This is a genomic window from Ruegeria sp. HKCCD7255 (assembly GCF_013031565.1).
Taxonomy (GTDB): Bacteria; Pseudomonadota; Alphaproteobacteria; order Rhodobacterales; family Rhodobacteraceae; genus Ruegeria.
This window is the reverse complement of the sequence record NZ_WQAG01000001.1, coordinates 321,559-333,441: the sequence shown is the minus strand read 5'-3', so window position 1 is coordinate 333,441 and position 11,883 is coordinate 321,559. Positions and strand designations below refer to the sequence as shown.

Here is an 11,883-nt window from a genome sequence, read left to right as displayed (position 1 = left end):
TCAACCTCCGAAAATGCCCGGCAAGGGGCGCATATAGATGCCAAGAACCTCTTGGACCAAATACCAGACAGCACCGGTTGCAATCAGCGCGACAGGCAACATGACATGCCACTTTCGCTCACCCAGAATGAACGAACCGAGTATCAGAAAGGCTGATGTCGAGATCAGGAAGCCGACCGGACGCAAGCAAAGCGCGTAAACGACCATAAGAACAAGCAGCGTGACAGCCTGACCCAGGTGGTAGTCACCCAACCGGCGATAGTCGATTTCGGCCGCTTTCAACTCGCTTTTTTCAAAGCCCAGAAGGATGATCGTTGATGCAATGATACCGAGAACCGACAGCACTTTGGGGAAGGTGCTGGGCCAAATCGGATTTCGCTGCATGAAGGGAGGCAGAGCACCGTCCATGGTAAACCAAGCCGCGTACCCATATGTCAAACATATGCCCAGTAGAATGAGCGCGATCCAGCGATCCAGCGCCATGGTGTCCCCTCCCCGAAATTCTTGCGGCAGAGCGGAGATCCGCTCTGCCTGTTTGTTGTCTTAGAGGAAGCCCAGCTTCTTCATCAGGTCGCTGATTTGCTTTTCCTGATCCTCAAGAAACGCCTCGAAGTCAGCGCCAGAGTTGTGGATGTTTACCCAGCCATTGCGCGAACGTACTTCTTCCCATTCGGGCGTATCGTACATCTTGGTAATGGCCTCTTGGTAGGCAACCAGTTTTTCTTCGGGCAGGCCCGGAGCAGCAAAGAAGCCACGCCAGTTGACGAAGGTGGTATCGATACCCTGTTCCTTCATGGTCTGTGCATCTGGTGCCGCATCGACACGCTCGTCCGATGTTACGCCGATGATTTTGACTTCACCTTGGTTGGCCAGATCCACGGCTTCGGAGAAACCGGTCGACAGAGCGGCGATTTCACCCGATAGCAGGGCGGCCATTGCCTTACCGCCTGCGTCGTAAGGGATGTATTTGACACCCAACGCATCTTTTCCAGCCGCTTCCATCACCATGGCAGCAACCAAGTGGTCCATACCGCCGGGCACAGAACCGCCACCGATGGCTGTTGCGCCGGGATCGGCATCATAGGCTGCCAGCAAATCCGCCATCGAGTTGATCGGGCTGTCTTTTCCGACAACGATGGCAGCGTAATCACCGATCGTGCCCGACACCAGCGTCAGGTCCCGGAAGTTGTGAGGGAAAACACCGGTCAGTGAGCGGATCACAATTGGTGTTGAATTCACCATCAAGGTACCGTGGTTGCTTTCTGCGTTTTCAATCAAAAAGCCGATAGCTTTACCGCCGCCGCCACCCGACATGTTTTCATAAGATGCGGTGCCAACAAGGCCTGCATTGGTCAACGCCTCACCGGTACCGCGTGCGGTGCCGTCCCAGCCGCCACCGGCGCCACCTGGGATGAGAAAGTGGATGCTATCCACGACCTCGTGCCCATCCGCCAGAGCGGGGCCACTTAGGCCGAATGCGGCCACAGCTGCGATTAGGGCCCGACGGCCCAGTTTCAATGTTGTCATGATGTCCTCCCATTTGACAATCGGCCGTTTGACGGCTCAGACTGTTGCGATCCTAAACATATGAACCTGACATCAACCTGTCACGGTCGCGAAGATTTCCTGAGGCTTATGAAATTTCTTCTTGTAGAAGATAACCTGGACCTGGCGAACGCCATCACGTCACGCATGCGATTGGATGGTCATGTCGTTGATCATGCAGCGAAATTAGACGATGCCACGGCTTATGCAGAAGTCGAGGAATATGATCTGATCCTGCTGGACATCATGCTGCCTGATGGTGACGGAAGAGAGTTCCTGGCACGCCACCGCGCCAGTGATCTAGACACACCGGTCATCGTTTTGACCGCGCGAAGTCAGGTTTCAGATCGAATCGGGTCGCTCGATATGGGGGCAGATGACTACGTCACAAAACCCTTCGATCATGCCGAGCTTGAGGCGCGCTGTCGTGCGGTGTTGCGGCGGAAATCGGGTAATGCGAAATCCAGGATCGAAGTTGGAGGGATCGTTTTCGACCCGGTTGCCGGTCACTTTTCGGTCGGCGGTCGCGACATCTCGCTACGAAACCGCGAGTTAAGGCTGATGGAGCTGTTCATAAATGCTCCGGGTCAGGTTTTTTCCAAGCAGAAACTGGCCGATAGGCTATTCACCTATGATGACAATGTTTCTGACAACGCGATCGAAGTTTACGTCGGGCGGTTGCGAAAACACCTCGAAGCTTCGGACTTGAAGATAACCACCCTGCGCGGGTTGGGCTACAGGTTGGATCATGACGGATAGCCCCACTGTCTCTGGGTCGCTAAGAAACCGCCTTGTTTTGACACTGATCGGTGGTGCGGCGATATTGGCCATCCTGCTATTTCTTGCAGTGCGCAGCTATGCAGCGCGCGTAGCCCAGCAAGGTCAGGATAATATTCTGAGCGCCTCTGTAGCTTCGATCCTCGATGCGGCTGCGATCCGGGATGGGCAACTTGAAATCGACATCCCGTATGCGGCGTTTTCAATGCTGACAACACCGTCGGACGATCGCGTGTTCTATGCCATCTATCAGGATGGCGCGTTCATTTCCGGATATGATGAGTTGCAAGTTGACGAACCAGTCGCACAGGCAAATTGGACGTTCCAATCGACGGAAATGCAGGGTGAAAGCATTCGCCAGGTGAATGCGGGGCGAACTTTGGTCGGGCTTGGAAAACAGACTCAGATCGAAGTGGCGCTTGGCCAAACCCAGGACGCGTTGTCCCAAACCATGGATCAGATTTCACGCAATGCCGCGTTTCTGGGAATTGGGTTCTTTCTGTTGGCTGCCTGCCTGTCCTTTTGGGTCGCGTCAACGACCATTGGTCAGCTGAATAAATTGACGACCTCGGTCACCCGCCGTGGGCCGCAGGACCTCAGCCCGTTTCGCAAGCCTGTCCCGCGTGAAATGGCACCGTTGGTGACCTCGTTGAATTCTTTGATGGGGCGGTTGGATCAGTCGCTTGGTCAGTCTGAAGACTTCATCGCCGAAGCAGCCCATCGCGTGCGTACGCCATTGGCGACTGTCAGGTCTTATGCCGAAGCGACGCTTCATCGTGTCGAACGCAAAGAGAATCGCGAAGCTTTGCGGGCCATGGTGCGCGCAATTGACGAAAGCTCTCGTGCGGCTGGGCAATTGCTGGACCACGCCATGATTACGTTTCGTGCCGATCATCTGGAGCGTGAAGACATCGACCTTGTTGTATTGACCAAAGATCTTGTCCAGCGGCTGACACCCATAGCGGAGATGAGAGAGCTCACGTTATCTCTGACCGGAGCGCGGGCGGTACCCTATTCCGGTGATCCGATCCTGTTGCAAAACGCGGTGCGGAATATGATCGATAATGCGTTGAAATACGCCCCTGTGGACAGCACGGTCGTCATAGACGTCAGGGCAGACCCAAATGTTCAGATTAAGGTCAGCGATGCTGGCCCTGGGTTTCCGTCAGAAGAAATCGACATGCTGACAAGACGATTTGAACGCGGGCAGAATGCGACCGGAACAATTGGTTCTGGATTGGGTTTGACCATCGCGCAAGACGTGGCCACCGCACATGGCGGCACATTGGAGTTGTCAAACAAGCCAGAGGGCGGCGCATGCGTTATCTTATCGCTGTAATCCTGCTTCTCTTGCCCCTTTGTGCGTCAGCCGATGATTGGGAAGAGCGTTTTGTGTTCAATGAGGGTGCCGAGGGGCCGCAATTGCGCGTTATTTCCAGCACCGACACCTTGCTTTTTGCTCCTTTTATCGAAGGATTTGTCGCAGAAAACCCCCTGATCAGTGTCGAATACCTGGTGACCGGCTCGGCGGATATCGACCGGCGGGTGCGGGCAAATCCCAGTGCATTCGATGTGATTATCTCAAGCGCAATGGACTTGCAGCTAAAGCTTGCAAATGACGGTTTTGCGCTTCGGCTGGAAGATGTGGAGGTTCCACCATGGACACAATGGCACCATAGCCTTTTCGCCTTTACCTCTGAACCCGCTACGATTGTTATCAATCGTTCTGCTTTCGAAGGACGCGCGTTACCTGAAACCCGTCAGGACTTGATCGAAGCGATGCGCGAACGGCCTGACATGTTTCGCGGCAAAATCGGAACATATGATGTTCGAGAATCGGGTTTGGGTTATCTATTTGCTACACAGGATTCTCGTGTCTCGGAAACCTACTGGCGCTTGATGGAGATCATGGGGGGGCTACGAGTTAAGCTTTATTGCTGCTCGGGAGACATGATTTCTGATCTTGTCGATGGCAAGATTCACGTCGCGTATAATGTGCTTGGCAGCTATGCGAGCGCGCAGGCCGAAGGGCAGGATGCCCTGGAAGTCATTCTGCCGTCAGATTTTCAAACAACCATGATGCGGACGGTGATGGTTTCCAACGAGACCCAATCAGTTCAGGCCGCTCAGCAGTTCTTGCGGTATCTTGTTTCGGACAGACCAAATGATTCCACCACTCAATCGCCCCTTCCTTTGCTGGTTGCGGAGGACACTGTGAGCGAACAGGAAACCATTGGTCTGAACCCTGCCCTGTTGACGTTTCTGGATAGCCTGAAGAGGAAAAAGTTCATCTCAGCCTGGGAAAACGCCGTCATTCAATAGTTGCGTGCCTTTGTCTTTGGCTCTCAGATTGTCGCGCTCGTTTCCGTTTGCTAACGTCACGCTTGCGTCAGGGAGGAAGCGCAAACGCGATGCTGGATTATTCGCATAACGGCTGGCTTGTGGCGGCCTCGTTGGCGGTGGCGCTGATGGCAGGATTTACCGGCCTCTACCTGACCCATGGCGCCTCCAAGTTAGAGCCGCAACGGCGCAAGCTTGTGGTCGCATTGGCAGCGGTCATTCTGGGTGGTGGCATCTGGTCGATGCATTTTGTGGCCATGCTGGGCCTGCAATTGCCGATCCTGTTCTACTATGACGCGCTGATCACGCTGATATCGGCCTTGGTTGCGATCCTGATGGTTGGGTTGGCATTGCTCGTTCTGCATTTCCGGCCGCGCACGTCGCAGACGATTATTGGATCGGGGATCATTGTCGGGTTGGGCATTGTGGTGATGCACTATATCGGCATGGCCGGAATGCAGCTCTGCCGCCCTGTCTACAACCTGCTTGATGTAGCTTTGTCGACACTGGCCTCGGTGATCCTGTCTGTGGCGGCGATCTGGGTGGCTTATGGCAATCGAACTCAGCGCAATATCTTGCTGGGGACGATCTGTTTCGGGTTGGCCGTGTTCTCGATGCATTTCGTGGCAACGGGACTGACCGATTTTGTCGCCACCGGCAGCGCGGGTGGGGCGGGTCCAGCGCTGGACAATCAGATTCTGGCAATGGGTGTTACGGTTTCGGTTTTTTTGATCTGCGGTGCCTTTCTGTTGACCGGTATTTCGTTCATCGAACCCAAAGAGCAGCCTAGCCTAGAATCCGTGCCGAAGCCGGCGACCTTGCGCGCGGGTGTACCGTTTGAGCGGGAAGGACAGACCTTTTTCACCGAACCTGCCAGTATTGCCGCCATCCGGGCCGAGGGGCATTACACCGTTCTCTACATGGGATCTGAGAAATTATTCTGTCCCTGGTCGATCACCGAGGCGGCGACCCGTTTGAAACCGGACGGGTTCCTGCGCGCGCATCGCAGTTATCTGGTCAATCCCAAACACGTCTCTAGCTTTGAGCGGCATAAGGACAATGGCACCTGCTATTTCGACGGGGTTGATGCGTTGGCCAAGGTGCCGGTCAGCCGATCACGCCTGACGGATATTCGCGAAGCGCTGGGCCTCTGATCGCAGCTCGTGCAGCTTATTCGCATTTCGTGAAACAAGCTGCGCGCCCGGTTTCTGCCTGCTGGATCGCCTACGCGCGTCATCCTTTCCTTGTTCCAGGTCCCCCAAGGCATACCGCTCGGACCCAGGGAGGAAAACATGATACCAGCCGGTTTTGAGTATCACCGGCCAGGCGACATCGCCTCGGCCATCGGCATTCTACAGGAACACGGAGATGAGGCGCGCGTGCTTGCGGGTGGGCACAGCCTGATCCCGATGATGAAGCTGCGCATGGCTGAGATGGGCCATCTGGTCGATTTGCAAGCCATTGAAGAACTGAAGGGCATCGAGGTCGGAGCCGACACGGTGTCATTGGGTGCGATGGTTACGCAGCATGAGTTGATCACCCATGACGGGCTGGCCTCGGCGATCCCGCTGATCCGCGAGGCCGCGTTGCAGATCGCCGATCCGCAGGTCCGCTATGTCGGCACTGTAGGGGGCAATGTGGCCAATGGTGATCCGGGCAACGACATGCCGGGGCTTATGCAATGCCTGAACGCCACGTTTGATCTGTCCGGCCCCGATGGCAATCGCAGCGTCGCGGCGCGCGACTTCTATGAGGCTGCATATTTCACCGCGCGTGAGGATGAAGAGATCCTAACCCGCATTCATATCCCCGTGCCTGGTGCAGCTGTCGGGCAGGCCTATGAAAAGCAAAAGCGCAAGATCGGAGATTATGCCACTGCCGCGGCTGCGGTGATGGTCGGCAATGGCACGGCCTCGGTCGCGATGACCAATCTGGCCGATACGCCGGTCTGGTCCGAGGGTGCCAGCGCGGCGCTCGCAAGTGGCGATGTCGAGGGCTGCGTTGCCGCAATGCTCGACGCGATTGACCCGGTGGCCGACAATCGTGGCCCCGTCGAATTCAAGAAACACGTGGCCGCCGTGATGTTGCGCCGCGCCATCGACCGCGCACAAAGCCGCGCGGGTTGAGGGGAGGAACAACAAATGTCGAAAATGCACGTCAAACTCACCGTGAACGGCAAGCAGGTCGAAGGTCTGGCCGAGCCGCGCACGCTGTTGATCCATTTCCTGCGGGAAGATCTGAAAATCACCGGGCCTCATATCGGCTGCGAAACCAGCCATTGCGGGGCTTGCACCGTGGATATCGACGGCAAGTCGGTCAAATCCTGCACCACTTTTGTGGCACAGGTGAACGGAGCCGATGTCACCACCGTCGAAGGCCTGACCAACGAGGACGGGAGCCTGGGTGTCATTCAGGAGATGTTCCGCGAACATCACGGGTTGCAATGTGGCTTTTGCACGCCGGGCATGATCACCCGCGCGCATCGCCTGCTGCAGGAAAACCCGAACCCGACCGAAGAAGACATCCGTTTTGGCATGGCAGGGAACCTTTGCCGCTGTACCGGCTATCAGAACATCGTCAAGGCGATCTCGGCCTCGGCGGATATGTTGAATGCTCAGAAGGAGGCCGCGGAATGAACGACCAGACCATGACCCCCGAAGAACGCGCCGCCAACCTCAAAGGCATGGGCAGCTCGCGCAAACGCGTTGAAGATGTGCGGTTTACCCAGGGCAAGGGCAATTATGTCGATGACATCAAGTTGGACGGGATGCTGTTTGGCGACTTTGTCCGCTCTCCCTATGCCCATGCCCGCGTGGTGAGCGTAAACAAGGAGGCGGCGCTGGCGCTGCCCGGTGTGATTGCAGTACTGACCGCCGAAGACCTATCGCCGCTGGGCCTGCACTGGATGCCGACGCTGGCTGGTGACAAACAGATGGTGCTGGCCGATGGAAAAGTGCTGTTTCAGGGTCAGGAGGTCGCCTATGTCGTGGCCGAAGACCGTTATATCGCTGCGGATGCGGTGGAACTCGTCGAAGTCGAGTACGAGGAACTGCCGGTTCTGACCGACCCTTTCGAGGCACTGAAATCCGATGTGGTCCTGCGCGAAGACCTGGAAGGCCAGACCGAAGGCGCGCATGGCCCCCGTAAGCATCACAACCACATTTTCACATGGGAACAGGGCGACAAGGACGCGACCGAAGCAGTTCTGGCCGAGGCCGACGTGGTCGCCGAAGAGATGGTCTATTACCACCGGACCCATCCCTGCCCGCTGGAAACCTGCGGCTGTGTGGCCAGCATGGACAAGGTGACGGGTAAATTGACGCTGTACGGCACGTTTCAGGCGCCGCACGCGATCCGCACCGTTGTCTCGCTGATCTCGGGCGTGGCTGAACACAATATCCGTGTGATTAGCCCCGATATTGGCGGCGGATTCGGCAATAAGGTCGGGGCCTATGCGGGTTATGTCTGCTCGGTTGTGGCTTCGATCGTCACCGGCAAGCCTGTAAAGTGGGTCGAGGACCGGATGGAAAACCTGATGTCTACCGCCTTTGCCCGCGACTACTGGATGCAGGGCAAGATTGCGGCCACGAAGGATGGCAAGATCACCGGTTTGTGGTGCCATACCACGGCGGATCATGGCGGCTTTGACGCCTGTGCCGACCCGACCAAATTCCCGGCGGGGTTCATGAATATCTGCACCGGGTCCTACGACATCCCGACCGCTTATCTGGCCGTTGACGGTGTCTATACCAACAAGGCACCGGGCGGGGTAGCCTATCGCTGTTCCTTCCGGGTGACCGAGGCAGCCTATTTCATCGAACGCATGATCGAGGTGCTGGCCATCAAGTTGAACATGGACGCGGCAGAGCTGCGCCGGATCAACTTCATCAAGGCCGATCAGTTCCCGTACCAATCTGCGCTGGGCTGGGAATATGACTCGGGCGATTACCACACGGCCTGGGACAAAGCGCTGAAAGCTGTGGACTATGACGGTCTGCGCGCAGAACAGGCGCAGCGGATCGAGGAGTTCAAAGCCGGTAAGAGCCGTAAGCTGCTGGGGATTGGCCTGACGCATTTCACCGAAATCGTCGGGGCCGGGCCAGTTAAGAACTGCGATATCCTTGGGCTGGGCATGTTCGACAGCTGCGAAATCCGTATCCACCCAACCGGCTCTGCAATCGCGCGGTTGGGGACGATCAGCCAAGGTCAGGGCCATGCCACGACCTTCGCCCAGATCATCGCCAGCGAGATTGGCCTGCCCGCTGATGACATCACGCTGGAAGAGGGCGACACGGATACCGCGCCATACGGTCTTGGGACCTATGGGTCCCGGTCCACACCAGTGGCGGGGGCGGCAACGGCGATGGCCGCGCGCAAGATCCGCGCCAAGGCGCAGATGATCGCGGCCTATCTGCTTGAGGTTCATGACGACGATGTCGAATGGGATGTGGATCGTTTTGCCGTCAAAGGCGCGCCCGAGCGGTTCAAGACCATGAAAGAGATCGCCTTTGCAGCCTATAACCAGGCCATCCCGGGGCTGGAACCAGGGTTGGAGGCTGTCAGCTATTACGACCCGCCGAATATGACTTATCCGTTCGGGGCCTATATCTGTGTCATGGAGATTGACGTGGATACCGGCGAGTGGGAAGTGCGGCAGTTCTATGCACTGGATGATTGCGGCACGCGGATCAATCCGATGATCATCGAAGGGCAGGTGCATGGCGGTGTGACCGAAGCGTTGGCTATCGCGATGGGGCAAGAGATTGCCTATGACGAGATGGGCAATGTCAAAACCGGCACGTTGATGGACTTTTTCCTCCCAACAGCCTGGGAGACACCAAACTACACCACCGATCACACGGTAACGCCGTCGCCGCATCACCCGATTGGAGCCAAGGGCGTGGGAGAGAGCCCGAATGTGGGCGGTGTGCCCGCGTTCTCGAATGCTGTGCATGACGCGTTCCGGCCGTTTGGGTTGGTGCAAAGCCATATGCCGCATGATCATTGGCGGGTCTGGAAGATCGCCAACGGGTTGGGGCTGCATGGGTGATTGGGTTCGGACCGGCTGGCGCCGGTCCGACCGGACGGAGGGGGTTCTACCCCCTCCGAACCTCCCCCGGGATATTTTTGGCCAGATGAAGATGGGATCCTGGTTGTGACTTTGATGGAAGTGCAAAACGGATTGGCCGAGCAGGGCTATGTCGCTGACGACCGCCTGGCGATGGCGCTGCATCTGGCGCGGGCCTTGGGGCGGCCTTTGTTGCTTGAGGGGCCTGCCGGCGTCGGCAAGACCGAGGTGGCCAAGGCGATGGCGGCGTGGTCTGAAACACAGCTGATCCGGTTGCAATGCTACGAAGGGCTGGATGCCAGCCACGCCATCTATGAGTGGAATTATCAGCGGCAGTTGCTGGCGATCCGAGCGCGCGAGGCGGATGGTGGTGTTGGGGAAGCGCAGTTGTTTTCTGATGAATACCTGCTGAAACGCCCTTTGTTAGAGGCTATATCACAAGACACATCTCCGGTTTTGCTGATTGATGAGATTGATCGGGCGGATGAGGAGTTTGAAGCTTATCTGCTGGAAATCCTCTCTGAGTATCAGATCACGATCCCTGAGCTGGGGACGATCAAGGCGCGATCGCGGCCGGTGGTGATCCTGACCGCAAACGGCACGCGGGATCTGTCGGACGCATTGCGGCGTAGGTGTTTGTACAGCTTTCTGGATTACCCATCGCGCGAGACTGAATTGGCGATCCTGCGGGCGCGGATGCCCGAGGTCGAGGGGCTGTTGGCACGGCAGATCGTCGGCGTTGTGCAGGCCCTGCGCAGTGAGGATTTGGAGAAAACGCCGGGCATTGCCGAGATGCTGGATTGGGCGGCGGCTCTATCCGGGTTGGGCGTCAACGATATGACGCAATCGCGCGAGGCAGTGCAGGCTACTCTGGTCTGTCTGCTCAAGACGGCGGCGGACTATGACGCCGCCCCGCCCGAGGTGATGGACCGGCTGATCGGGAAGGTGGCGTGATGCAAGTGACGCGCTTTCCGGCTCGCGCGGCGGGTCTGGCCGACCGGATGGCGGGGTTTATCGCCCATCTGCGGATGAACGGGATGCGTGTGGGCCCGGCGGAAACCGGGGATGCGCTGGCGGCGCTTGCCGCGACCGAGGCAACCGATGCGGTGCAGGCGCGGCAAGCCTTGTGCGTTTTGTTGGCCGGGGGTGCCGAGGACTGGCGGCGGTTTGATGAACTGTTCGATGCCTATTGGTTCAATGCGGGCAAGCAACGGCAGGGCACGGCTCAGTCGTCTCATGTGCGGGTGCAATCCGCAAAGCCGATGATTTGGCAAGGATTGAACCAAGACACGGACAATTCCCAGACGGGCTCTGATCAGGCGGCCACCATTCCCGATCCGGGTGATGGAGAAGGTGAAGGAACGGATGGGCGGTTGATGGCGACCCAAACAGCCAACCTGTCGCGCCGGGATCTGCGCGAGTTGATGGATGAACAGTCTCTGAAACAGGCGGAACAGGCGGCTATGGCGCTTGCGCGGGCGATGCGCGACCGCCGTTCGCGTCGGCGCAAACAGGCGCTGCGGGGTCCCGCTCTGGATATGCGGCGGATACAGCGGGCCAGTCTGGCGCGTGGAGGAGAGCCGTTGGACCTTTATCGCCGTGCGCGGCCGCCCCGTCCCATGCGGATTGTGGCGCTGAGCGATGTCAGCGGGTCGATGACCGTTTATGCGCGGGTGTTTCTTGCTTTCCTCAAGGGGTTGATCGGTAGTGGAGCCGAGGCGGATGCCTATCTTTTCCACACACGGTTGATGCGGGTTACGGATGCTTTGCGCGACCATGACACGCTGCGCGCCGCCGGGCGGTTGTCGCTGATGGCCGAGGGGTTTGGTGGTGGCACCGATATCTCGGGCAGTCTGGACAGTTTTCTAAACGGCTATGGCGCGCGCGCTCTGAACGGGCGCACCATCGTTCTGATCCTGTCGGATGGCTATTGCAGTTCAGACCCCGAAGCGCTGGGCGCGGTTCTGGCGCGCCTTCAGCGCAAAGCGCGACGAGTCGTCTGGCTCAACCCGCTGAAAGGATGGCAGAACTACGAACCCATAGCTGCGGCCATGCAGGCAGCGCTGCCTCATCTGGATGCCCATCTACCGGCAAATACTCTGGACGCATTGGCCGCGCTTGAGCCTGAATTTCGGAAACTGTGAAGGAACTAG

Annotated in this window: 11 protein-coding genes; 9 read left to right on the top strand and 2 right to left on the bottom strand. The window is 57.8% G+C overall.

The genetic code is table 11. From position 1 onward, the window contains the following. Both GOX45_RS01590 and GOX45_RS01585 read right to left on the bottom strand, forming a co-directional pair. Positions 1–483 carry a tripartite tricarboxylate transporter TctB family protein gene (locus tag GOX45_RS01590; protein WP_171097305.1) on the bottom strand — a complete coding sequence of 161 codons (483 nt, stop codon included), beginning with the start codon at positions 481–483 and terminating at the stop codon, positions 1–3. 60 nt (positions 484–543) lie between these two features. Next, the gene (locus tag GOX45_RS01585; protein ID WP_171097304.1) at positions 544–1,527 is read right to left on the bottom strand and encodes a tripartite tricarboxylate transporter substrate binding protein; all 984 of its coding nucleotides are present in this window, start codon (positions 1,525–1,527) and stop codon (positions 544–546) included. Between the two features lie 108 nt (positions 1,528–1,635). On the opposite strand from GOX45_RS01585, the gene GOX45_RS01580 reads away from it, so the two are divergent. The 9 genes from GOX45_RS01580 to GOX45_RS01540 all read left to right on the top strand — a co-directional run bounded on the left by GOX45_RS01580 (position 1,636) and on the right by GOX45_RS01540 (position 11,874). Beyond that, positions 1,636–2,304 (top strand): response regulator transcription factor, encoded by a 669-nt coding sequence (locus GOX45_RS01580; RefSeq protein WP_171098112.1) that lies wholly within the window; start codon positions 1,636–1,638, stop codon positions 2,302–2,304. Further along, positions 2,294–3,661 (top strand): sensor histidine kinase, encoded by a 1,368-nt coding sequence (locus GOX45_RS01575; RefSeq protein ID WP_171097301.1) that lies wholly within the window; start codon positions 2,294–2,296, stop codon positions 3,659–3,661. Before GOX45_RS01580 ends, GOX45_RS01575 begins: the two co-directional genes overlap by 11 nt. Positions 3,662–3,744: 83 nt before the next feature. Next, positions 3,745–4,644, top strand: a complete 900-nt coding sequence (locus GOX45_RS01570; protein ID WP_371808936.1) for an ABC transporter substrate-binding protein — start codon at positions 3,745–3,747, stop codon at positions 4,642–4,644. 89 nt (positions 4,645–4,733) lie between these two features. After that, positions 4,734–5,816 carry an MHYT domain-containing protein gene (locus tag GOX45_RS01565; RefSeq protein WP_171097298.1) on the top strand — a complete coding sequence of 361 codons (1,083 nt, stop codon included), beginning with the start codon at positions 4,734–4,736 and terminating at the stop codon, positions 5,814–5,816. Positions 5,817–5,954: 138 nt separating this feature from the next. After that, entirely contained in the window at positions 5,955–6,788 is an 834-nt protein-coding gene (locus GOX45_RS01560; protein WP_171097296.1) for a xanthine dehydrogenase family protein subunit M, read from the top strand. A 15-nt stretch (positions 6,789–6,803) separates the two neighbouring features. After that, positions 6,804–7,298 (top strand): (2Fe-2S)-binding protein, encoded by a 495-nt coding sequence (locus GOX45_RS01555; protein WP_171097294.1) that lies wholly within the window; start codon positions 6,804–6,806, stop codon positions 7,296–7,298. Next, positions 7,295–9,712: an aerobic carbon-monoxide dehydrogenase large subunit gene (locus GOX45_RS01550; RefSeq protein WP_171097292.1), complete on the top strand. Its 2,418-nt coding sequence runs from the start codon at positions 7,295–7,297 to the stop codon at positions 9,710–9,712. Before GOX45_RS01555 ends, GOX45_RS01550 begins: the two co-directional genes overlap by 4 nt. 114 nt (positions 9,713–9,826) lie before the next feature. Further along, positions 9,827–10,684, top strand: coding sequence for a MoxR family ATPase (locus GOX45_RS01545; protein ID WP_171097290.1), 858 nt, complete (start codon positions 9,827–9,829; stop codon positions 10,682–10,684). After that, entirely contained in the window at positions 10,684–11,874 is a 1,191-nt protein-coding gene (locus GOX45_RS01540; RefSeq protein WP_171097288.1) for a VWA domain-containing protein, read from the top strand. The genes GOX45_RS01545 and GOX45_RS01540 overlap by 1 nt, the downstream gene beginning before the upstream one ends. Positions 11,875–11,883: the final 9 nt, after the last annotated feature.

Coding starts and splice junctions, on each gene's coding strand:
- GOX45_RS01590 (WP_171097305.1), bottom strand. CDS start 483: ATGGCGCTGGATCGCTGGATCGCGCTCATTCTACTGGGCATATGTTTG.
- GOX45_RS01585 (WP_171097304.1), bottom strand. CDS start 1,527: ATGACAACATTGAAACTGGGCCGTCGGGCCCTAATCGCAGCTGTGGCC.
- GOX45_RS01580 (WP_171098112.1), top strand. CDS start 1,636: ATGAAATTTCTTCTTGTAGAAGATAACCTGGACCTGGCGAACGCCATC.
- GOX45_RS01575 (WP_171097301.1), top strand. CDS start 2,294: ATGACGGATAGCCCCACTGTCTCTGGGTCGCTAAGAAACCGCCTTGTT.
- GOX45_RS01565 (WP_171097298.1), top strand. CDS start 4,734: ATGCTGGATTATTCGCATAACGGCTGGCTTGTGGCGGCCTCGTTGGCG.
- GOX45_RS01560 (WP_171097296.1), top strand. CDS start 5,955: ATGATACCAGCCGGTTTTGAGTATCACCGGCCAGGCGACATCGCCTCG.
- GOX45_RS01555 (WP_171097294.1), top strand. CDS start 6,804: ATGTCGAAAATGCACGTCAAACTCACCGTGAACGGCAAGCAGGTCGAA.
- GOX45_RS01550 (WP_171097292.1), top strand. CDS start 7,295: ATGAACGACCAGACCATGACCCCCGAAGAACGCGCCGCCAACCTCAAA.
- GOX45_RS01545 (WP_171097290.1), top strand. CDS start 9,827: ATGGAAGTGCAAAACGGATTGGCCGAGCAGGGCTATGTCGCTGACGAC.
- GOX45_RS01540 (WP_171097288.1), top strand. CDS start 10,684: ATGCAAGTGACGCGCTTTCCGGCTCGCGCGGCGGGTCTGGCCGACCGG.